Here is a 23,751-nt window from a genome sequence, read left to right on the forward strand (position 1 = left end):
TCGGAATAAATATACCATTATACCAATTCACTGCTCGCAAAAAATTTGGACATACATTCCCATATTCCCCCGTACACTGTAATAAAGTGAAACTTCTATTAGAGGTGATTATTTTGTCCCCGCGGGCGCGGGATCAAAACTAGACAAACTTTCTTCACCACATACATATATTTCGCTTATTAAAACATCATAAATGGAGGCAGACGAATGGACTTAGAGTTTTTAACATCTGTACTAATGATTGTCGGTATCGATGTTGTACTAGGTGGCGATAACGCAATTGTCATCGCACTAGCTAGCCGAAATTTACCTGAAGCAAAACGAAATAAAGCCATTTTGATTGGTACTATGTTAGCAATTGTGCTACGAATTCTCCTCACAATACTAGCTGTCTATTTACTTGATATCCCATTTTTACAACTCATCGGCGGAATTTTACTCACATTAATTGCGGTCAATTTACTCACTGATAATAACAACGATCTTTCTTCTATCCAAGGAAAAACGACTTTATTCCAAGCTGTGCGTACAATTGTATTCGCGGATCTCGTTATGGGGTTTGACAATGTTATTGCCATTGCAGGAGCAGCTCACGGAAGACTTTCACTCGTAATTATCGGTTTATTCATTTCTATCCCGATTATCATTTGGGGAAGCAAACTTATTTTAATACTCATGGAACGCTTTCCATTTCTCATTTATTGCGGAGCAGCAGTTCTCGCCTATACAGCAGGAAAAATGATTACCCATGAAGACAGACTTACAACGTTTTTTCATCATAATCCTAGTTTCACCGCAAGTATCCCTTATTTGTTCATTTTCACCGTTTTATGCATAGGCATTATCGTTCAACAAGTGCGATTACGTAATGTTAAACAGTAAAAAAAAACCTTCTACTATATAATAGGTAGAAGGTTTTCATATTATTATAATTAATTTACAAGACGTTGTGCTTCACGTAATTGGAACGTTCTTACTGTACGTGGTAAGAAACGACGGATTTCGTCTTCGTTGTAACCTACTTGAAGGCGTTTTTCGTCAATCATAATTGGACGACGTAAAATACCTGGATAGTCACGAATCATCTTATATAAATCTTGAAGTGGTAAAGACTCTAAGTTCACATTCAATTCTTGGAAAACTTTTGAACGAGTAGAAATAATCTCATCCGTTCCGCTTTCTGTCATACGTAAAATCTCTTTAATCTCATCAATCGTTAATGGATCTGAGAAAATATTACGTTCTGTATAAGGAATATGATTTTCCTCTAGCCATAATTTCGCCTTTCTACAAGACGTACAGCTTGGAGAACTATATAATGTTACCATACAAAGCTCACTCTCCTTAAAGAGTACAAATTCTGTACTAATTACAGTTTAAATTTCTAACTTCCGCAATTTTTCGCGATAACTTGTCTTATAGCAAAGTAAAAAATCGCAATTCATGTAAGCAACAACAATTACTTTTAATAAGTAACTTCTATAATCATTATACAATAGTTTTTGCAAGAAATATACAGTGAATTTACTGCTAGTTGAGAAAATTTCTCCATGTGCTCCACTGCTATGTAACATGATTACACTCATTAAAACTGTCCTTTAACAACGGTCTTCAACCCTTTTGATACTTGCTTTCTACAATAATTTTCACTTGCTATACAATTACAGTTTCATAATCTTCCCCATTAAAAAGAGAACGTTTTCTTACCTTTTCCCGACAAAACAATTGAGAAATGTAAGACTCTAAAGGTTAGAAACGAAAAGGAACACCTGTTCTTATTTTAGCAAATCCCCCCGCTCATGTCTATATGCTTTCTAAAGTAAATCGAATATTTTTCTGACATTTCTTTCTTTTTTACCATTTATCTCATACAATAAAAATACAGACAGGCAAAGGGGGAATTTGCATATGATTGCTTTTTTCACTGATTTTATCATTGTTGCTACCCTCATCATCGGAATAACAGCATTGATTGGTGTCATTACAAATAGCATCGGTGAAAAACTCTTTGGTGGGAAAGAAAAAATGAAGTTTGTTAACAAAAGTTTAGATGTACAATCTGGCTGGAACCAAGTTGGCGGAAAAGGCATTTATAAAAAACGTACGTACTAAAAAAAGCAGGTAATCACCTGCTTTTTTTGTTATTTCTCTACTGATGCCCATTTGAAGCTTACTTCGCCACCATACTTATGGTTGTACATATCTTTAATTGTTTCTCTTTGTAAATATGCTCTACCACGTTGATATACTGGAACAATCGCAGCGTCATCAAGTAACATTTTTTCTGCTTCTAATAAGTTTTTCCAGCGAGCATTTACATCGCTTCCGTCTTTTTTCGCTTTCGTAATAATCTCATCGTACTTCGGATTAGAATACTTCATTTTGTTTTGTGCCCCGTCAGTTACGAACATATCAAGATATGTAACTGGATCCGGGAAGTCTGCACTCCATCCAGAGAATGACATTACATAATCGCCAGCATCTTCTAATTTTAGTTTTTGCGCGAATGGTTGTTGTTTAATTTTCACTGTTAAACCTGGTAAATTCTTTTCTAACTCACCTTTTAAATATTCACCAGTTTTCTTCGATAATTCAACGTCTTCATTTAATAACTCTAATTCAATTTCATTTTTACCAAGCTCTTTTTTACCAGCTTCCCAATACTTTTTCGCTTCTTTCACATTTGGTTTTATAATATCTCCATTTTCAGCACGGAAATCTTGTTTATCCGGTCCTTTAATGAAATTGTCAGGAATTAATCCCGTCGCTGGCTTAGAACCGTTATTTAATAATGTATCAACGAATGGTTTACGGTCAAAACCAAGGGAAATTGCTTTACGAATATTTTTATTTGCTAAAGCTGGGTCTTTTTGATTTAAGCGAAGGAAGAATACAGATGTATCTTCTACCGTTTTGAAATCTGGTTTCCCTTTATATTTATCGATGAACTCTGCTAATAACGTCGCTCGATCGACTGCGTTTGTTTCATATAAATTAATTGGTGTAGACGTATCTTTTACAATATTAAAGTTTACTTCCTCTAGCTTCACTTCTTTATTGTCCCAATATGATGAGCTCTTTGTCATTTTGAAGCTACGTTCATGTTGCCAATCACTTAATGTAAATGGACCGTTATAAAGTGTTGTATTTGCTTCTAAACCAAACTTCGTCCCTTGCTCTTTCACATACTTTTCATTAACAGGATAGAAGATCGGATAGACCATTAAATCAACAAGATATGGAATAGAATTATCTAATTCTACTTCTAATGTATGATCATCAATCGCTTTCACGCCTAATTGGTCTGGACTCATCTCTTTTTTATTAATTTTCTCAGCATTTTTTATATCGTACATAATGTACGCCGATTTCGCAGCTGTATCTGGATTAATTGCTCTTTGCCATGCATACACGAAATCTTTCGCCGTTACAGGTTCACCATTTGACCATTTTGCATCTTCACGTAATTTAAATGTATACTTTTTACCGTCTTCTGACTTTTGGAATTCTTTCGCTACACCTGGAACTAATTTATCGTCTTTCCCAAGGCGGTATAGACCTTCCATCGTGTTGTTCATTACTTTTGAAGAAACTGCATCAGCTGATAACGCTGGGTCCATCGTTGGAATTTCTTGTGTTTCAATTAAGTTAATAACTTGCTTCGCACCGCTTTTCCCGCCATCCCCTTTTGCGTTCGCTTGCGGTTCATCTTTTTGGTAGCCACATGCCCCTAAAATCATGCTCATTGCTACTGTTGATGCTACAAAAACTGGTATCTTTTTTTTCATACTTCCACCCTCCAAAAAAATGTTAGCCCTTTCATTTTCAAACAGAAAGAAATATATATATGTTCTAATAATTCATATTATACACACAAATATATTCTTTGTATATTTATATTTCTATTTTATTAAAATTTTCTGTTAACACTCGGTGTATTTGTAAACGTTTCACACTGCGTTTTTATTGAACTAAAGTGTTAAAAACAACAAATTTTATACTTTTCTAAATTATCAGAGAAAAACAAATTTTATATCCTATAATATCTTACGCATAATTATTCTTCCTTTTTTGTCATAAAATGAAGGTTTATTCATATTGAAAATATGTAGGCTAAAATAAGTGCAAAGGATATGAAAGTGTGTTACGATACACTTTGCTAAAAATAGATATCGGTAAAGAGGGGACGGACATGACAGCAATTCACTCAAAAAACGGGCCAACAGAGAAATTAAGTTTATTCTTATTAACATGGCCTATTTTTCTAGAAGTTTTTCTTTTTATGCTGATGGGGATCGCTGATACGTTCATGTTAAGTGCATTATCAGACGATGCTGTATCTGGGGTTGGTGCAGCGAATCAATACCTTCATATCGCGATTTTAGTACTAGAAGTCATCGGGAATGGTGCAGCTATCGTTGTATCCCAATACCTCGGTTCTAAACGCTTTATGGAAGCATCAAAAATATCAGCATTAGCCGTCACATTAAATTTAGTGGTCGGACTCATTATAAGCGCTGGTTTTCTTTTATTTTCAAAACATATGATGATGGCAATGAATTTACAAGGCGATGTACTAACGTATGCACAAAGCTATCTATCCATCGTCGGAGGAGCCATTTTCCTTCAAGCTATTATTAACTCATTAGCCGCAATTATCCGCGTTCACGGCTTTACAAAGCAAGCAATGTTTGTTTCGCTTGGAATGAATATTATTCATATCGCCGGAAACTACGTACTTATTTTCGGGAAATTCGGTTTCCCTGAACTTGGTGTGCAAGGGGCCGCGATTTCTTCCGCTGTCAGCCGGTTAATCGCACTTATCGTTTTCTTCTGGTTACTGTATCGCGTTATGGAATACCGTGTGAAATTACAATATTACTTCACTTTATCAAAAGAATACGTTGGCAAAATTTTAAAGATCGGCATTCCATCTGCATTCGAACAAGTCATGTATCAAGCTTGTCAAATTGTCTTCTTATATTACGCAACATACTTAGGAACAGAATCGTTAGCTGCAAGACAATACGCTACTAACATTTCCATGTTCACTTATTTATTCGCCATTGCTATCGGTATGGGAACAGCTATTATCGTTGGACGCCTAGTTGGCGAAAATGAAAAGGATGAAGCTTACACACGCGTATGGAAAAGTGTACAATGGGCGATTGTTGTAACTTTATTTATGGTCATTCTCGTTGTTACATTCCGCACACAATTAATGGGACTATTTACGGATAATCCTCATATTATCTCTCTAGGGGCAAGCGTTCTTTTACTAAGTGTACTACTTGAAACAGGACGGACGATGAACATCGTCATCATTAATTCACTTCGTGCAACTGGCGATGCAAAATATCCTGTTTTAATCGGTGCATTCTCCATGGTGTTAATGAGCTTACCGCTCGGCTACTTTTTCGCCTTCCATTTAGATATGGGGCTCGTTGGTATTTGGCTAGCGATTGCCATCGATGAATGGACGCGAGCAATTATTATGTTCTTCCGCTGGAGAAGTAGAGCGTGGGAAAATTATGCACTTGTTAAACCAAATGAGCAAGATGAGAGTGTTTCTGTTCAGGCGCAGTAAAATAAAAGTGTTTCTAAATGAAGAAAAAGGCGGCTGGATTTCAGTCGCCTTTTTCTTCATTCTTGGAAACTCTTAATTTGCTGTCTTTAAAGAGAAAAAGAACTTGGATAAAATCTCTTTATACTAAATTAAGTTTAACTAGTATAAAAAAATAGAGCCATCCTTCTGTAATAGAAGGATGGCTCTACTTTATTATTGATAGATCTCTTTATATTTCTTATACTCTGCTTCAGAACATAATACAAAATGTCCTGGGCGGATTTCACGCATTGTTGGTGCTTCCTCACCATATTGATGTTGAGATGGATCGTATACGATACGTTTACGATTGCGCTCATAATCTGGATCTGGAAGCGGAATTGCAGATAGTAGTGATTTTGTATATGGATGCATTGGATTCGCATATAACTCTTCACTTGTTGTCAGCTCAACGATTTGACCACGGTACATTACACCGATGCGATCACTAATGTATTTTACCATCGATAAATCATGGGCGATGAATAAGTATGTTAAACCTTTTTCTCTTTGTAACTGTTTCAGTAAGTTTACAACTTGCGCCTGAATCGATACGTCAAGTGCTGAGATTGGTTCATCAGCAATGATAAATTCAGGTTCTACAGCTAGCGCACGAGCGATACCGATACGTTGACGTTGTCCACCTGAGAATTCATGTGGGAAACGGTTCGCGTGCTCTTTATTTAAACCAACTGTATTTAACAGCTCGTGAACACGGTCCATACGCTCTTTTTTGCCTTTTGCTAGTCCGTGAATATCAATACCTTCTGCGATAATATCCCCTACTGTCATACGAGGATTTAATGATGCATATGGATCTTGGAAAATCATTTGCATTTTACGGTTGAATTTCTTAAGTTCTGCACGTGATTTTTTCCCATGTACATTTTCACCATCGAACAACACTTCACCGGCAGTTGCATCGTATAAACGAATAATCGTTCTTCCAGTTGTTGACTTACCACAACCAGATTCTCCTACAAGTCCAAATGTTTCACCGCGGTAAATATCAAATGAAATATCATTAACTGCTTTAACAACACCACCACTCACATCGAAGTGTTGTTTCACATTTTTTACTTCAATTAATTTCTCACGTTGTTTAGTCATGTTGTTCACCTGCTTTCATTTGAAGAATACGTTTTTCAACAACTGCTGGTGGTTTTACTTCTGGCGCTTGCTCATGAAGTAACCAAGTTGCCGCATAATGTGTATCACTTACTTTAAATAAAGGTGGTTCCATTTCAAAATCAATTTTCAGCGCCTGCGGGTTACGTGGTGCAAAAGCATCACCCTTTGGCGGTTTTAATAAGTCTGGAGGCGTTCCTGGAATCGCATATAGCTCGTCCTCTGAACCATCTAAGCTTGGCATAGATGCGATTAAGCCCCATGTGTATGGATGTTTTGGATTGTAGAAAATTTCATCAACAGTTCCAATTTCAACAACTTTACCAGCGTACATAACCGCAACTCGGTCTGCAACGTTTGCCACTACACCTAAGTCATGCGTAATGAAAATGATTGCTGCTTCTGTTTTTTGCTGAATGTCCTTCATAAGTTCTAAAATTTGCGCCTGAATTGTAACGTCTAGCGCTGTTGTCGGCTCATCGGCAATTAATAATTTCGGATTACAAGCTAACGCCATCGCAATAACTACACGCTGTCTCATACCACCTGAGAATTGGTGAGGATATTGTTTTAAGCGTGCTTCTGGATTTGGAATACCTACAAGGTCGATTAATTCTAAAGCAACTTTACGTGCGTCTGCTCTACTCATCCCTTGGTGTTTAATAAGCCCTTCCATAATCTGATTACCAATTGTCATCGTTGGATTTAATGATGTCATTGGATCTTGGAAAATCATCGCAATATCTTTACCGCGTACTTGCTGCATTTCTTTTTCTGTTAGTTTCGTTAAGTCACGACCTTCAAATACGATTTCACCGTTTTTAATACGTCCTGGAGGATTCGGAATTAATCCCATTAACGCTTTAGAAGTAACTGATTTACCAGAACCAGATTCTCCTACAATCGCTAATGTCTCTCCTTTTTTCAAATCAAAAGTAACACCGCGTACAGCTTGTACTTCACCTGCATGTGTATCAAAGGAGACTTGCAAATCTTTTACCTCTAGCAATGTTTTCATTTTTACTTCTCCCCTCTTTTACTTACGCATTTTTGGATCTAACGCGTCGCGTAATCCGTCTGCCATTAAGTTGAATGCTAAGATTAACATACTGATGACAACCGCTGGAATGAACATCATATGTGGATACGTTTGAATTGATTTATAACCATCGTTTACAAGAGAACCAAGTGATGCGAATGGTGGCTGAATGCCTAGTCCGATGAAGCTTAAGAATGCTTCACCAAATACCGCTGTTGGAATTGTAAACATTGTCATTACGATAATTGGTCCCATTACGTTCGGAATTAAGTGCTTCACAATTAACTGTGTATTCGTTGCCCCTAATGTACGAGATGCTAATACATATTCTTGGTTTTTTAATTTTAGGATCTGTCCACGAACGATACGCGACATCCCTATCCAACCTGTAATTGCCATCGCAAGTGTAATTGACCAAATACCTGATCCCATAATGATTACCATTAAAATAACGATGATTAAGTATGGAATACCGTTAATAATCTCCATAATACGTTGCATAATATTATCTACTCTGCCGCCATAGAAGGCTGAAATACCTCCGTATGCAACCCCAATTACTAAGTCAATCGCTGCTGCTAAAAGAGCGATATATAATGATACTCGTGTACCTTCCCATGTTCTTGTCCATAAATCACGGCCAAGATCATCTGTACCAAACCAGAAGTACTCTTTAATATCACGTTTTTCATATTGGTCAACACCATATTGATCTGTACCGTCAAATGGTAGCCAATGAACATTTTCAATCACTGGAATTTTCGGTGGCATTTTCGCACGACCTAAATCCTGCTCTTTATAAGAATGCTTACTTACCATCGGTCCAAAAATTGCTAGTAGTACAATAAGCATTAATAATACGAAACCAAACATTGCACCTTTATGTTGGAACAAACGTCTTCTTACATCTTGCCAAAACGTTAAGCTTGGACGGGCAATGACTTCATTATCAACATTACTTTGATTGGCTGCTTGAAATAAATCTGGAGATAATTTTTGTACATCTTTCATCATTTTTTCCCTCCCGCTAAACGAATACGAGGATCAATAATTCCGTATAAAATATCGACAATGAAAATAACTAAGATGAAGATCGCACTATAGAAAATTGTAGTTCCCATAATAACTGTATAGTCATTCACTGTAATCGATTTAACGAATTGTTCCCCAAGTCCAGGTACAGCGTAAATTTGCTCAATAACTAGTGTCCCTGTAATTAATCCTGCAACCATTGGTCCTAAAATTGTTACAACTGGAATTAATGCGTTACGCAGTGCGTGCTTGATAATGATAACGCCTTGGCTAATTCCTTTCGCTTTCGCTGTTAAAATGTAGTCAGCTTGCATAACCTCAATTAACTCTGCACGAGCGAAACGTGCGATTGTTGCGATAACTGCCATCGATAAGGCAATTGTAGGCATTACTGTAAACTCCGGTCCTTTCCAGAATGCTACTGGGAACCAACCAAGTTTTACCCCTACGAAATATTGTAGTAATGCGGCGAATACGAATGATGGTACCGACATCCCGAGTACGGAAATAATTGTCGCCCCATAATCGACCCATGTATTGTTACGAAGTGCCGCAACGATTCCTAAAATTAAACCGATAAATGTCCCTAATATAATCGCTTGCAAACCAAGTTGTGCTGATGGTCCAATACGATCCACAATCATATCTGTTACTGGGCGGTTATCATATTGGAATGATACCCCTAAATCACCTTTTGCTAAGTTACCTAAGTAACGTGCATATTGAACTGGTACTGGATCATTTAATCCATATTTTTCAAGAATGATTTCTTTTTGTGCCGGTGATAGTTTCTCCTGGTTTTTAAGCGGAGAACCCGGAAGTAATTTCATCAAAAAGAAAGTCAGTGTAGTAATTAAAAATAATGTCAAAGCCATGTACACGAAACGTTTTAATACATAACGTCCCATAGTCAAGCACCTCCCCGTTTTTCTCAAAAGCAATAAGATAGTTTAAAATATTCTTACTTTTATTTTTTAAAATAAGAGCATATGCCCATCATAGGCATATACCCTTGTAAACGATGGAAAAAAGATTATTTTTGTTCAACAGATGCCCATTTGTAAGTTAATTTACCACCATAGTTAATTGGGATAATATCTTTTACGGCACCTTTTACTACATATGCTGAACCTTTTTGGAAGATCGGAGCAATAACTGCATCCTCTTTAATTAATATTTTCTCTACTTCTAAAAGGTTGTTCCAACGAGCTTGTAAATCTTTTGTATCTGTTTTTGCTTTTAGAATTAGCTCATCATATTTCGGATTAGAATATCCTGTTTTATTTTGTGAACCATTCGTAACAAACATATCTAAATATGAGACTGGATCTGGGAAGTCTGGAGCCCAAATACCAAACGCCATATCATATTCCTGAGAGTCTTCTAACTTATTTTTTTGCGCGAATGGCTGCTGTTTAATTTTGATCGTTAAACCAGGTAAGTTCTTTTCCATCTCACCTTTTAAGAATTCGCCAATTTTTTTCGCATCTTCATTATCGAAGCTTAAGAATTCTAGTTCAATTTTATCAGTGCCAAGCTCTTTCTTTGCTGTTTCCCAAAGTTTTTTCGCTTCTTTTGAATCCGTTTCAACTAGCTTCCCATTTTCAGCACGGAAGTCTTTTTTATTCGGACCTTCAGCGAAATCTTTTCCAACAAATCCGTAAGCACCAATTGCGCCGTTGTTTAAAATAACTTTTGCAATGTTATCACGGTCAAAGGACATTGAAATTGCTTTTCTTAAGTTTTTATTACTCAAATACTTATTATTTTGATTAAATCTTAAGTAGGCAACTCCAGCTTCTTTTCGTGTTTGGAACTCTGGAGTTTGTCTAAATTTATCAACAAATTCCGATGTTAGAGCCGCACGATCAATCGCATTTGTCTCATATAAATTTACATCAGTTGATGTATTTTTCACAATATTGAAATTTATCTCTTCAATTTTAACCGTCTTGTTATCCCAATATGATGGGTTCTTCTTAAATTGGAAGCTTTGTTCATGTTTCCAATCACTCATAACGAACGGCCCGTTATATAATGTTGTATTTGCCTCTAAACCAAACTTATCACCTTGTGATTTCACAAAGTTTTCATTTAGTGGGTAAAACACTGGATAAACTGTTAAATCAATAAAGTAAGGAACGGGATTGTCTAATTCTACTTCTAATGTATAATCATCAATCGCTTTTACACCTAATTGGTCAGCAGGTAATTCTCTTTTATGAATTTTTAATATCGAACATAATGTATGAATACGTCGCTTTTGTATCTGGATTTACTGCTCTTTTCCATGAATACACAAAGTCTTTCGCTGTTACAGGTTCCCCATTCGACCATTTCGCATCTTTTCTTAATTTAAATATGTATTTCTTCCCATCATCTAGCTTTTGGACATCTTCAGCAATCCCAGGCATTCTCTTTTGATCTTTGCCAGTACGATATAAACCTTCCATCGTATTATTTAATGCTGTTGAAGATGCAGAATCTGATGCTAACGATGCATCCATTGATGGAATTTCAGATAACTCTGTTAAATTAAGAATCTGTTTTCCGTTACTACTACTAGTAGTGTTTTCTTTTCCTTTTGCTTTAGCGTCCTCTTTCTGGTAGCTACACGCGCCAAGCAACATACTTGCAGTTAAAGTTGATGCAAGTAATAACGGTATCTTTTTCTTCATGTTGTGTTGCCTCCCCTAATTGCACTCCCTGTACCCTCACTTGTAGAAAAATAGAATTGAAAGAATAATCTCCAAGTTTCTACAATTTTCATTATACATATAATATGACGATTGTGAATATAGTTTTTTGTTTTTTTGTTAAAATTTTTAATAAAATGTTTATATTTTTAATTTTTTGTAAAGGGATACGTTAACATTGCTACCATCATCTTGAAATTAGAACCCCAATTGCGTATAATTTTCAAAAAATTATTTATATTACTTATTATAACTTTTATAGTATAATAATTCTAGTAATATTTTGACGGAGGGGAATATTTTGAATAAAGTTTTTTTTCATACTTGTATACTATTTTTTGTTGCGATAATCGCTTCTAGTGTGGGCGCATTCCTCGTTTCATCTCAATTTTTGTTGAATTTTGTCAACATCTCATTCTATATTGCATTGGTTTTTATTCTTATAGGTGGTTTTTTATTCATATTTCAAAATGGATTTTTTAACGTAACAATTTACGCATTCCAAAGAGTATTTGGTACGAATAAAAAAATTGACTCTTTAATTGAAGAAGCAGAGGAACCTATCGATAAGAAAGAACGTATTTATAAAACATATTCATTCAAATGGACGTATCCGATTTGTATTACCGGTATCGTACTTGGGTTGTTCTCGATCCTCATTAGCTTTACTATTTTGATGTAGTTTGCAAACACTATTCCATATGATATAATAATCAGCAAAACATTTTGTTATAAAACTTTAGTTCTTTCATATTAAAAGGGCTCAGTTAACAATAAATAAATTTATATGTATGCGATGATAAAGAAGAGTACATATTGAGGCAATTTCAGAGAGCTTGTGGCTGGTGTGAACAAGTAATTGTACAGTATGGAATGGGCTTTTGAGCACCAAACCGAACCGAAAGTAGTAGGCTTTGGCGTTATATCCAGACGTTATTATGGATCTTGAGAGATTTCACAGCTGTGAAATAATTAGGGTGGTACCGCGGTCCATTCGTCCCTATGTAATTTGGGATGAATGGGCTTTTTTGTATGCCTTCTCTTCCCCATCGCACATTCAATTTTAGGAGGAATTACTTATGTCAGTTATCTTTTCTGGTATTCAGCCAAGCGGAACAATTACACTTGGAAACTATTTAGGAGCTATGAAGCAATTTACAGAGCTTCAAAACGAACACGACTGTTATTTCTGTATTGTAAACCAACATGCGATTACAGTACCTCAAGACCCTGCAGGGCTTCGCAAAAACATCCGCAGCCTTGCTGCGCTATACGTTGCATGTGGCATCGATCCTGAAAAAGCTACTTTATTTGTACAGTCAGAAGTACCAGCACACGCTCAATTAGGATGGATTATGCAATCTGTTGCATACGTTGGAGAATTAGAACGTATGACACAATATAAAGACAAATCATCTGGTAGAGATTCAGTTCCAGCTGGATTACTTACATATCCACCATTAATGGCTGCTGATATTTTACTTTACAACACAGAAATCGTGCCAGTTGGTGACGACCAAAAGCAACATATCGAATTAACACGCGACCTAGCAGAGCGTTTCAACAAGCGTTACCGCGAAATCTTCACAATGCCTGAAATTCGTATTCCAAAAGTAGGAGCTCGCGTTATGTCATTAACAGAACCTACGAAAAAAATGAGTAAATCTGATCCGAACCCAAAATCAATGATCAGTATGCTTGATGAGCCAAAAACAATCGAAAAGAAAATTAAAAGTGCCGTAACTGACTCTGAAGGTATCGTGAAATTTGACAAAGAAAACAAACCTGGAATCTCTAACTTATTAACAATTTACTCTTCATTCTCTGGAAAAACAGTTGAAGAAATAGAAACAATGTACGAAGGAAAAGGATACGGCGACTTCAAAGGTGACCTAGCACAAGTAGTTGTAGAAGCAATTCGTCCAATCCAAGACAAATATAACGAACTAATCAACTCCCCAGAACTAGACGAAATTCTAGACAAAGGTGCCGAAAAAGCAAACCGTGTTGCATTCAAACAACTACGCAAAGTAGAAAACGCAATGGGACTAAGCAGAAAACGTAGGTAATATAAAAAGCGGAAGCGGCTCGCTTAGAATGTGAGGGGGATGGAGCTCCTGACGTAGAGGCGTTTTTTGCCTCGCAGGAAGGCGCGAAGCCACCGAACATTCTTGCCGCTGGAGCCGGATTACACATAAAGCGGAAGCGGCTCGTTCAGCTCTGACTGGCTAAGGTTCTTTCGCATAAAAGGCGCTTTTTGCCTTCTTATGCGGAAGGTTCTTAGACACGAAGAGCTTGCCGCTGGAGCTGGATTACATATAAAGCGGAGGCGACTGCTTAGCCCTGACGGATAAGATTCTTTCCCACAGAAGGTGCTTTTTACCTTCTCGTGGGGAAGGTTCTTAGACGCGAAGGGCTAGGAGCCGGAGCTAGATTTCATAAAAAGCAGAGGCGGCTCGCTTAGAATGTGAGGGGGATGGAGCTCCTGACGTAGAGGCGCTTTTGGCCTCGCAGGAAGGCGCGAAGCCACCGAACATTCTTGCCGCCTCCATAAAAAAAACCGCCAATTGGCGGTTTTTTTAATTTACCTTCTGCTCATTTTCCATTTCCCATAACTTTTCAAAAAACGGCTGTCCTTTTACAAGGCGCTCACATAATTGCTCGTGCTTCTCAGACCATCCAGTTTTCGCTTCATCATAAAGTCTAACCCAAACATCTTCAAACTCCATATGTTGGACCATTCCGTATGCTGATGGATCCCACTCTGTGAACCAATAGCGGATTTCAGCTGGATTTTTCGTTGTATGTAATTGATCTAACGCCATAAATAATAATTGTTTTAACTGTCTTTCTTTACGAGTTAGGCCGTTCATAATGAAAGGTGACGGCGATAAAATATGATGTTCTTTTTCAATCTCTTCCACTTGGAACTCATACTTTTCTGCTTGCACATTTTCTACCATCTCATATACCATCTGTTCTTGACGAGGTATAAGCCTACTTTTTCTAATTGGCACATTATAGCCGATTGAATCAATCGCAATAATTCCTTTTCCATCTGTAACTACAAAACAATATTCTTGTTGCAAACGTTCGTGATTTTTACGAATATAAGCCTTATGATATACGTCTTCCAATAATTTTTGCGGAAGCTCTAATAATTCGTTCTCGATGTAATGATATAATGTGGAATCTACTTTTAATAATGGCACTTGATCTAATAGCTCAATCGTATCATCTTTCCGCCATTCGTAAAAATGACAAACGTTATACCCATTTTCTTCACCTTCAAACCAATTTACCCATACATCATGCAGATATAACATTCACTACCCCTCACTTCACTACTGTTTGTACCAATCATTATGTTCATTTTTGCTTAACTTTATTCCACTTGAGGAAATATATTCTAATTATTATTTTTTCTTCTATAATATAAAAAACAGGAGGTAACGCTCCTGTTTTTTATGAAACATGAAATGTATTTGCTTTATTCAATATTTCCTTCGCATCTATAGATAATAAAGACAGTGTATTTTCCCCTTCAAAAGCTACACAATCTTTTACAATATGGAATCCAAGTGCATAGCCAAGCATTTTCGGATACGAGTGCAGTCCATTTAATAAAACATCATGCTCCCTCGTACCTCTCTTTACGTCTATTCGTTCTTGTATTGAATTTCTCCAATAATAAATAGCATCTTCTTTTGAAATGTAAGTAGTCCACGGTGCACACCTTTTTTCTGTATACCTTTCATACACAGCTTGCTCAGCTAACCCTTCCATAATCATCGTATCAAGTAATGTATACTCTGTTTCTTTCGTCTCAATTTGATGTAATCTACATATATGGTGGTATTCATGCGTTAATAACGCTTTTAGTTCCTCTACTGAATTACGTCCACATACGAATAAGAAAATAACGTGACGCATAGATAAACCAGCCTTCCCGTTATATTCATCTTGTACAGTTCGATTATATGAATCTGATAATAAAATAAAGATAGGGACATCTGGACCTTTAAGCCAACTTTTCAATTTTTCATACTCCATGCTAAGTTCTTTCCAAATTTCTTTTTTCTCTAATTCTTTAATTTCCCGCTCTCCCCGCATTACTGGGCGATACATACCTTTAGAGATTAAAAAACGATACAGCCTCTCTTTTGGCAATGGAATATACTTTGTAAATTTCTCACAAAGCTTCTCTGGACGTCCATAATACAGATGTAACCATTCTGCCGTTTCAACAACCCCCACCTTCATCCCTCCTTTTCTTATGTATATGCAAAAAAGAATGGAACGTAAAGGTGATAAAAAATAAATAAGGTGTCTTTTCGTAGTACTTTACGAAAAGACACCTTATTGTACATATTACTTATATACTTTAAATACTAATACTGCGTTATGACCACCGAATCCTAATGAATTACTTAATACAGCTCGCACTTCTTGATGTCTCGCTGTATTTGGTACGTAATCTAAATCACATTCTGGATCTGGTGTTTCATAGTTAATCGTCGGAGGAATTACTCCGTCTGTAATTGATTTAATAGAGAAGATCGCTTCAACAGCACCAGCTGCTCCTAATAAATGACCTGTCATTGATTTCGTTGAGCTAATCGCTACTTTATATGCATGCTCACCGAAAGCTTCTTTAATTGCCATCGTTTCATACTTTTCATTTGCATCTGTACTTGTACCATGTGCATTAATGTAATCAATATCTTCTGGCTCTAGACCTGCATCAGCTAAAGCTTGACGCATCGCACGAACTCCGCCTTCACCGCCAGGAGCAGGCATTGTAATATGGAACGCATCACCAGTTGCACCATAACCAGCAATTTCCGCATAAATGTGAGCACCACGTGCTAATGCGTGCTCTAATTCTTCCAGAATAAGAATTCCTGATCCTTCACCCATTACGAAACCACTACGGTTTTTATCAAATGGGCGGCAAGCCGTTGCTGGATCTTCATTGAATGTTAATGCTTTCGCTGAACTAAACCCAGCGAATGCCATACTTGTTAATGGCGCTTCTGCTCCGCCTGTTATCATCGCATCAGCATCACCGCGCTGGATTACTTTAAACGCATCACCAATTGAGTTTGCTCCAGATGCACAAGCTGTTACAGAGCAAGTATTAATTCCTTTCGCTCCTGTAGCGATTGACACTTGGCCTGCTGCCATATCTGGAATCATCATTGGTACGAAGAATGGGCTCACGCGGCGCGGACCTTTTTCAGTAAAAATCTTAAATTGTTCTTCGTATGTTTCCATACCACCAATACCAGAACCAACCCATACACCAATGCGTGGTGCATTTTCTTCTGTAATTTCAAGCTTCGCATCTGCAACTGCCATTTTCGCTGCTGCTACTGCATATTGCGTAAAGCGGTCCATACGGCGCGCTTCTTTTTTATCTATATATTTTTCGACTTCAAAGTCGTTAATTTCTGCTGCTACTTTTGCAGGAATTTGTTCTGAATCTATTCTTGTAAGTCTTCCGATTCCGGATACACCGTTTTTAATGTTTTCCCAAGCTGTTTCAACATCTGTTCCGATCGGTGTAACAGCTCCTAGCCCTGTAATTACGACCCTCTTTTTTTCCATACAAAATACACTCCTTTTTTTCTCTCAGTCCTTATTTACCCCAACGAAGAGCTACCGCTCCCCATGTTAACCCGCCGCCAAAACCGACTAGTATAATTAAATCACCATCTTGAATACGTCCATTTTGCAATTCCTCTACCATTGCAATTGGAATTGAAGAAGCCGATGTATTACCAAACTTTTCAATTGTCATACTCATTTTTTCTTTCGGTAAATTTAATCTTTCTCTTGCAGATTCCATAATACGAATATTCGCTTGATGTGGTACTAAGAAGTCCACATCCTCTTTCGTAAGTCCCGCTTTTTCTAACACGCGAAGACAGGAATCACCAAGTTGGCGAACAGCAAATTTAAAGACTTCTCTGCCGTTCATCATAACATACTCGTCTTGATAAAGATGCTTACCGCCACTTCCATCCGCTCCTAATTCAAAGGAAAGTATACCTTTTCCTTCCGAAACAGCTCCCATTACGATAGCACCTGCTCCGTCCCCAAATAGTACTGCTGTATTTCGATCGTTCCAGTCTACAATTTTAGATAGTTTGTCACTACCAACTACTAATACATTTTTATAAGTTCCCGTTTGAATAAATTGCTGCGCTGTAATCATTCCGTACATAAAGCCAGCACACGCTGCACTTAAATCCATTGCGGCTGCGTGTTTTGCGCCAATTGCTTCTTGGATTACACAAGCTACTGCTGGGAATGCGCGATCTGGCGTTACTGTTGCCACTAAAATAAGATCGATATCCTCTCCGCTAATCCCGGCATCTTCAAGTGCTTTTTTAGAAGCCTCTACCGCCATATATGAAGTATCTATTGTATCATCGGCAATGCGTCTTTCTGCAATTCCCGTTCTCGTACGAATCCATTCATCAGATGTATCTACGATTTTCTCTAAATCGTGATTTGTGACTACTTTTTCTGGCACATATCTTCCGATCCCTAAAATGCCCACGTTCACATTGCAGCCCTCCGTTTTATATCAATTATTATGACTTGGTACTAATTTTAAAACATAAATGTACTTTTGTCTAGAATATATTTCAGCTAAAAAAATAAGACAGCGTATTACTAACTTTATTTTTCATTAAAAGAAACAGAAAAATTCCTGCCCTTTCAAAATACAAATTATTCCATACCCTTACTCCGCTCGAAACAAAAAAGGCCCAAACCGCTTCTACACACGGCTCGATCCTCTCTTCCCTCTAAAAAAGAAGAGTTTTATTCTTTATCTGCTTTCCCTTCAAAACTAAGACCTTCTCCTTTAACCTCATCATCTCTCTGGTTTTACTCCGCTTGAGACTAAAAAAAGCCCCAACCGCTTCTATCCACGGTTCGAGCCTCTCTCCCATCAAAAAAGAAGGGTTTGATTTTGTTTTGTTTTATTCTTTATCCGCTTTCCCAAGCTCATATGCTTCGCCCATTACTTTCATCAATAGCTCTAACACCGGCTGTGCTTTCTCCATATCAAGTGCAATTCCATTAGAATCTAAAATTGCCTTAGCTTCTGGTAAATGCTTCATTGCGATTTGTAAAAATTGCATACTTTTTTCGTTCATATAATCTCTTCCTCTCCATTAAAGCTTTCAATCAATTATCCATACAATAGTGTAACACGCGCGCTACCCTTCGTATAACTCTTTATATTTTTTCATATGTGCCAATTGTTTATTTAAACCGAATTCTACTGGTGTATTTTTTTGAATAGAAATAACATCTACAGCTTCATCTCTTACTTCCACATTTTTTTTATTTACCTTACCATCTGCATGTAAAAGACTCATACCCTTTTCCCATAATGCTTCTTTTCCGCTAAGTAAATTATATATACCGAGGTGTTTTACATTCATTCCATGTTCCCATAAATATTCACATACATCTTCAACGTAAAGTAAATCGCTTCCTATTTCTCCATTTATACAACGGCACTCTTTTTCATCAAGTTCTGATAAAATAAGCTGATGATACATCATAAACGACGGTTGCCACGGCCCATATAATGTAGGAACTCGATATGCACTATATTGTAATTCGCCTTTTTTCAACCCTTCTTCCACTTTCGAAAATAGATGTTTGTTTTCGGATTCTTCAGTGCTTCCTATTTCAATAGAAGAAATTAGATTTAACTTTACTTTATTTTTTTCACACATCCTTACGATTCGTTTTAAATATTGTAATATGACCCTTTCATTCCGAAATCCACTTTGCTGATTCGGCTCATACAAGCAAAAATAAACCGTATCGAAACTCTCTTCCTCTACCGATCGCCATCCGTCTTCATCCCTTATAGAATAGTACGTAAATAACGCATTCCGCCCAATCAACAATAATTTCTCTTCATTAATTTTTGTCATACTATCAAATTCATCAAAATCAAGACCATATACTTCTACTTCTTCTGCAATCATTTTATTCACAAGGTGATAACCTACAAACGTAAGTGCACCTATAATCAGCACGCGTTTCATACCACCAACCCTTTCCCCTTGAAACAAATAGCTCCTCATTTATGTATATGGGAGCTTCACAATTCTTCTTCATATTTTTTAAAGAAATCAGTCATTTGTCTAACCATTTTATATTTCACATCTTGCAGATGGAATAAGACAGAAGTATCACATTGATTTAATTGCCTCATTTTCTCGTATTTACGTAACAATTGTTTTCTTCCTCTTTTTTCCTGTGTTGAGACAAAAATTTTAACAGGTACACAAGACGGAAGAAGTGCAAATGATTTCTTATTTATTTTTGATTCTAATTCTTCTTCTTTGGAATCATACGCCAAACTTAATTCCTTCACTAATCTTTTGTAAAAAAACTTATGCTCTTTCTCAAACTCCACATATTCTGGTAAATCTAAACACGGATTTAACATAACGACAGAACGTATACATTCAGGGTATTTGTTCATCATCTCCAGTGCTACAAGCGCCCCCATACCATCTGCCATAATGTGCATTTTCGCATTCAATGTCTCTTTTCTTAGAACGACATCATACAAACGTTTTGCAAGACGAACAGCTCGATCGTTCCCCCAATGCCTTCCGTATAAGTTAGATGAAAAGACCGTATAGCCTTTTTCAATAAGGCCCTGTAAAAAATAAGCTCTCCCTGCATGCTGTGTCCATAAACTTGTACCATTCTCAATAAAATAGTTATAATCTCCTAGGAGCATAACAGAAAATCCATTTGGCTTTTCCGGTAAATAAATTACACATGGTTCTTTTTCTAAATAAAAAAAACGTTCCGTAATACTCATTTTTCCCCCGCCTTATTTTCTAAACGTATAAAAGTACTCTTTTATAATGTATGAACAGAATGCAAATTTGCGTTGGAAAATCTACAAATATTTTTCTATATTCTTTTTTCAATTGTGTTACAATAAGGACAGATTGAACGAATAGAGGTGTAAAATATGCGTTTCATTTGGGCATTAATTTGGTCGTTCGCGCTTGTACATATGATGAGCTATGTAATCGGCTCTATGACTGGCGGTACATACGATTTTAACCAGGCGTCTATTTTCTCAGTTGTTCTTGCGGTATTAGTATTAGCGATTGCAGCTGCGATTCCAAACGAGCCAGTAGAACAACACTAAAAAGAGTCCGGATTTTATCCGAACTCTTTTTTTACTTTACATGAACGACTAATTCATTATTTTCAACATCAACAACTACGTGACTATTATCCGTAATCGTTCCTGCAATCAATTCTCTCGCTAATTTTGTCTCAACTTGACGCTGTACGTATCGTTTTAACGGACGAGCTCCGTACATCGGATCGAATCCAGCTTCTACAACAAATTCTTTTGCAGATTCCGTCAATTCTAATGATATGTGGCGATCTGCTAAACGCCCTTGTAATTCTTGTACAATCTTATCAACAATACCTTTAATTTCATTCCTTGTAAGAGGTTTGAATAAAATAATTTCATCGACACGGTTTAAGAATTCTGGTCGGAAATGTCCTCTTAATTGTCCCATTACAAGTTCTCTTGACTCTTCTTTAATAGAACCATCTTCTTCTAGTCCTTCTAATAAGTGAGCAGACCCAATATTTGAAGTCATAATAATAACCGTATTTTTAAAGTCTACTGTACGTCCTTGTGAATCTGTAATGCGTCCATCGTCTAACATTTGTAATAAAATGTTGAATACTTCTGGATGTGCTTTTTCGATTTCATCTAACAAAATAACAGAATATGGTTTACGTCTTACTGCTTCTGTTAATTGTCCACCCTCTTCATATCCAACATATCCAGGAGGCGCACCAATTAAGCGTGACACTGCGTGTTTCTCCATATACTCAGACATATCGATACGAATCATTTGCTCTTCACTGTCAAATAACGTTTGTGCTAACGTTTTTGCAAGCTCAGTTTTACCAACACCTGTAGGGCCTAAGAAAATGAATGAACCAATTGGACGATTCGGATCTTTAATGCCAGCGCGAGCACGAAGTACTGCGTCTGATACAAGGCTTACCGCTTCCTCTTGACCGATAACACGCTCTGATAAAATTTGTTCAAGACGTAATAATTTCTCACGTTCACCTTCAACGAGTTTTGCGACAGGAATACCAGTCCACCTTGAAACAATGTCTGCAATTTCTTCTTCACTTACTTCCTCGCGTAATAAACGATTCTCTTGTTTATTATGTGCACCCATCTCTTCCGCTTCTTTTAACTCTTTTTCGATAGCTGGAATTTTCCCGTGGCGAAGCTCAGCTGCTTTATTTAAATCGTAATTTCCTTCTGCTTCTTCTAACTCACGGCGCAAGCGCTCTAAATGTTCACGTAAGTCACGCACTTTATGAATGTCTTCTTTTTCTTTCTCCCATTTCGCTCTCATACTACTTGCAACTTCTTTTAAATCCGATAATTCACGTTGCAATGTTTTTAGGCGCTCTTGACTACCTAAGTCCTTTTCTTTCCCAAGAGCAGCTTCTTCAATTTCCAGCTGCATAATGCGGCGCGTTACTTCATCTAATTCTGTTGGCATAGAATCAATTTCTGTTCGAATTGTTGCACAAGCTTCATCAACAAGATCAATTGCTTTATCTGGTAGAAAACGATCTGAAATATATCGATCTGATAAAACAGATGCTGCTACAATCGCGCGGTCATGAATATTTACACCGTGATAAATTTCAAAACGCTCTTTTAAACCACGTAAAATGGAAATTGTATCCTCAACAGTTGGTTCTTCTGCTAGTACTTGTTGGAAACGTCTTTCTAACGCTGGATCTTTCTCAATATATTTACGGTATTCATCTAATGTCGTTGCTCCAATGCAATGCAGTTCACCACGCGCTAGCATTGGTTTTAACATATTTCCTGCATCCATCGCCCCTTCTGTTTTACCAGCGCCGACGATTGTATGAAGTTCATCAATGAATAATAAAATGCGGCCTTCACTCTTTTTAATTTCATTTAATACAGCTTGCAGACGCTCTTCAAACTCACCGCGGAATTTTGCTCCGGCCACAAGTGCACTCATATCTAAAGCGAAAATTGTTCTATCTTTTAATCCTTCTGGGACATCTTTTTTCACAATACGCTGTGCTAATCCTTCAACGATTGCTGTTTTACCAACACCTGGTTCTCCGATTAAAACGGGGTTATTTTTCGTTTTGCGTGAAAGAATGCGGATCACGCGGCGAATTTCACTATCTCGGCCGATTACAGGATCAATTTTCCCCGCTCTTACTTCAGCCACTAAATCACGGCCATATTTTTCTAACGCTTCATAAGTTGCTTCTGGATTTTGACTAGTCACTCTTTGATTCCCCCGAACTGTCATTAAAGACTGTAATAAATTATCTTTCGTAATATGAAATTTTGTAAATAATTGATTTATATCGCCTTTTTCTTCAGAAAAAGCAAGCAAGACATGTTCGACTGAAATGTAATCATCTTGCAATTTCTCCGCTTCTTTTCCCGCTCTTACAAGCAGTTGTTGCAAAGCACCTGTTACATATAATTTCCCTGCCTCTGCCCCGCTTCCAGTTACAGAAGGCTTTTTCTTAATTAAACTTTCTACACCTTGCTTTAACGCTTCTATATCGACATTCATTTTTTGAAAAATACGTACTGTTAATCCGTCTTGCTGCTCTAATAACGTAAGCAATAGATGAACAGTATCTACTTCTTGATGATGATGAGCTACCGCTAAAGATTGAGCACTCATAATCGCTTCCTGTGTTTTTGTTGTCATTTGATTTAAGTCCATCTTTACAGCCCTCCAAATGTTTGACTTTCTTTGACCTTTGATTTAATTATACGCCAACTTACTTTTTTATACAATAATTTTGCTTATGTAGTTCAAACTTATTATTGGAAAAAGAAAAAAGTAACATTCATTGTCCTAATCAAAAAAGCCGCAATAAGGATTGCGGCTTCTGTTACGGTTTTCTTTTATATGTCCACTGACGGTTATGATTTGCGTTCTCTGGAAACCTTTCCCCGGCAGTTAATTTCACCATTTGTGGATCTTTCACCATACTTCCCGTTTCACCAATTTCTACGTAAATGCCATCATTTGGCGCCTTTTGCCCTGAACGAAACCTGCGATTTTGTCCCATTTCCATTCTCCTTCCATGACGTCTTGCCTCATTAGTATATCCATTTTAAAAGAAAG

Annotated in this window: 21 protein-coding genes, 1 pseudogene and 1 other annotated feature; of the genes and pseudogenes, 6 read left to right on the forward strand and 16 right to left on the reverse strand. The window is 37.1% G+C overall.

All coding sequences use genetic code 11. The features are described from left to right. Positions 1-207 precede the first annotated feature (207 nt). The gene (locus MR071_RS11050) at positions 208-882 is read left to right on the forward strand and encodes a TerC family protein (protein WP_105584255.1); all 675 of its coding nucleotides are present in this window, start codon (positions 208-210) and stop codon (positions 880-882) included. Positions 883-932: 50 nt separating this feature from the next. Here the strand turns inward: MR071_RS11050 and spx are convergent, their stop codons facing one another. Beyond that, positions 933-1,328, reverse strand: a complete 396-nt coding sequence (spx, locus tag MR071_RS11055) for a transcriptional regulator Spx (RefSeq protein ID WP_002011348.1) — start codon at positions 1,326-1,328, stop codon at positions 933-935. A 580-nt stretch (positions 1,329-1,908) separates the two neighbouring features. On the opposite strand from spx, the gene MR071_RS11060 reads away from it, so the two are divergent. Beyond that, a complete protein-coding gene (locus tag MR071_RS11060; protein ID WP_000559981.1) occupies positions 1,909-2,112 on the forward strand; it encodes a hypothetical protein in 204 nt (67 codons plus the stop codon). 29 nt (positions 2,113-2,141) lie between these two features. Here the strand turns inward: MR071_RS11060 and MR071_RS11065 are convergent, their stop codons facing one another. Continuing rightward, complete coding sequence (locus MR071_RS11065) at positions 2,142-3,788, reverse strand: peptide ABC transporter substrate-binding protein (RefSeq protein ID WP_242236048.1); 1,647 nt, start codon at positions 3,786-3,788, stop codon at positions 2,142-2,144. A 353-nt stretch (positions 3,789-4,141) separates the two neighbouring features. On the opposite strand from MR071_RS11065, the gene MR071_RS11070 reads away from it, so the two are divergent. Continuing rightward, the gene (locus MR071_RS11070) at positions 4,142-5,587 is read left to right on the forward strand and encodes an MATE family efflux transporter (protein WP_242236050.1); all 1,446 of its coding nucleotides are present in this window, start codon (positions 4,142-4,144) and stop codon (positions 5,585-5,587) included. A 192-nt stretch (positions 5,588-5,779) separates the two neighbouring features. On the opposite strand, the gene MR071_RS11075 is transcribed toward MR071_RS11070, so the two are convergent. The 5 genes and pseudogenes from MR071_RS11075 to MR071_RS11095 form a co-directional block, all read right to left on the reverse strand. Then, on the reverse strand, positions 5,780-6,715 hold the full coding sequence (locus MR071_RS11075; protein ID WP_002086978.1) for an ABC transporter ATP-binding protein: 936 nt from the start codon (positions 6,713-6,715) through the stop codon (positions 5,780-5,782). Further along, on the reverse strand, positions 6,708-7,751 hold the full coding sequence (locus MR071_RS11080) for an ABC transporter ATP-binding protein (protein WP_098499980.1): 1,044 nt from the start codon (positions 7,749-7,751) through the stop codon (positions 6,708-6,710). The genes MR071_RS11075 and MR071_RS11080 overlap by 8 nt, the downstream gene beginning before the upstream one ends. 18 nt (positions 7,752-7,769) lie before the next feature. Continuing rightward, positions 7,770-8,786 carry an oligopeptide ABC transporter permease gene (gene opp3C, locus MR071_RS11085; protein ID WP_105584258.1) on the reverse strand — a complete coding sequence of 339 codons (1,017 nt, stop codon included), beginning with the start codon at positions 8,784-8,786 and terminating at the stop codon, positions 7,770-7,772. After that, positions 8,783-9,712: an oligopeptide ABC transporter permease gene (gene opp3b, locus MR071_RS11090; RefSeq protein ID WP_000534165.1), complete on the reverse strand. Its 930-nt coding sequence runs from the start codon at positions 9,710-9,712 to the stop codon at positions 8,783-8,785. The genes opp3C and opp3b overlap by 4 nt, the downstream gene beginning before the upstream one ends. A gap of 125 nt (positions 9,713-9,837) precedes the next feature. After that, positions 9,838-11,482: pseudogene (locus MR071_RS11095) on the reverse strand (peptide ABC transporter substrate-binding protein). 319 nt (positions 11,483-11,801) lie between these two features. Here MR071_RS11095 and MR071_RS11100 point away from each other — a divergent pair. Both MR071_RS11100 and trpS read left to right on the forward strand, forming a co-directional pair. After that, complete coding sequence (locus MR071_RS11100; RefSeq protein ID WP_098778092.1) at positions 11,802-12,182, forward strand: DUF3899 domain-containing protein; 381 nt, start codon at positions 11,802-11,804, stop codon at positions 12,180-12,182. Between the two features lie 105 nt (positions 12,183-12,287). Further along, positions 12,288-12,505 (forward strand) — a binding site (T-box leader). Positions 12,506-12,579: 74 nt separating this feature from the next. Further along, positions 12,580-13,569, forward strand: coding sequence for a tryptophan--tRNA ligase (trpS, locus tag MR071_RS11105; RefSeq protein WP_105584260.1), 990 nt, complete (start codon positions 12,580-12,582; stop codon positions 13,567-13,569). Positions 13,570-14,079: 510 nt separating this feature from the next. Here trpS and MR071_RS11110 read toward each other — a convergent pair. From MR071_RS11110 to MR071_RS11140, 7 genes are all read right to left on the reverse strand, one after another. Beyond that, positions 14,080-14,826, reverse strand: a complete 747-nt coding sequence (locus MR071_RS11110; RefSeq protein WP_105584262.1) for a YjbA family protein — start codon at positions 14,824-14,826, stop codon at positions 14,080-14,082. Between the two features lie 139 nt (positions 14,827-14,965). Continuing rightward, on the reverse strand, positions 14,966-15,757 hold the full coding sequence (locus MR071_RS11115; protein WP_105584263.1) for a DUF2268 domain-containing putative Zn-dependent protease: 792 nt from the start codon (positions 15,755-15,757) through the stop codon (positions 14,966-14,968). A gap of 114 nt (positions 15,758-15,871) precedes the next feature. After that, positions 15,872-17,110, reverse strand: a complete 1,239-nt coding sequence (gene fabF, locus MR071_RS11120; protein WP_105584264.1) for a beta-ketoacyl-ACP synthase II — start codon at positions 17,108-17,110, stop codon at positions 15,872-15,874. Positions 17,111-17,141: 31 nt separating this feature from the next. After that, a complete protein-coding gene (gene fabH, locus MR071_RS11125; protein WP_098499986.1) occupies positions 17,142-18,074 on the reverse strand; it encodes a beta-ketoacyl-ACP synthase III in 933 nt (310 codons plus the stop codon). A gap of 421 nt (positions 18,075-18,495) precedes the next feature. Beyond that, entirely contained in the window at positions 18,496-18,672 is a 177-nt protein-coding gene (locus MR071_RS11130) for a ComZ family protein (RefSeq protein WP_002011319.1), read from the reverse strand. Positions 18,673-18,735: 63 nt separating this feature from the next. Continuing rightward, positions 18,736-19,608, reverse strand: a complete 873-nt coding sequence (locus MR071_RS11135) for an NAD-dependent epimerase/dehydratase family protein (protein ID WP_242236053.1) — start codon at positions 19,606-19,608, stop codon at positions 18,736-18,738. A gap of 29 nt (positions 19,609-19,637) precedes the next feature. Continuing rightward, positions 19,638-20,372 carry a lipase family protein gene (locus tag MR071_RS11140; RefSeq protein ID WP_105584266.1) on the reverse strand — a complete coding sequence of 245 codons (735 nt, stop codon included), beginning with the start codon at positions 20,370-20,372 and terminating at the stop codon, positions 19,638-19,640. 156 nt (positions 20,373-20,528) lie between these two features. Between MR071_RS11140 and MR071_RS11145 the strand changes: the two genes are divergently transcribed. Next, positions 20,529-20,711, forward strand: a complete 183-nt coding sequence (locus tag MR071_RS11145; protein ID WP_001211111.1) for a YjzD family protein — start codon at positions 20,529-20,531, stop codon at positions 20,709-20,711. Between the two features lie 31 nt (positions 20,712-20,742). On the opposite strand, the gene clpB is transcribed toward MR071_RS11145, so the two are convergent. Then, the gene (gene clpB / locus MR071_RS11150; RefSeq protein WP_105584267.1) at positions 20,743-23,343 is read right to left on the reverse strand and encodes an ATP-dependent chaperone ClpB; all 2,601 of its coding nucleotides are present in this window, start codon (positions 23,341-23,343) and stop codon (positions 20,743-20,745) included. A gap of 172 nt (positions 23,344-23,515) precedes the next feature. Next, entirely contained in the window at positions 23,516-23,695 is a 180-nt protein-coding gene (locus MR071_RS11155) for a YjzC family protein (protein ID WP_002117000.1), read from the reverse strand. Positions 23,696-23,751: the final 56 nt, after the last annotated feature.

Origin of the sequence: Bacillus cereus group sp. BfR-BA-01316 (genome assembly GCF_022664195.1) — a bacterium.
In the GTDB taxonomy this organism is placed as follows: Bacteria; Bacillota; Bacilli; order Bacillales; family Bacillaceae_G; genus Bacillus_A.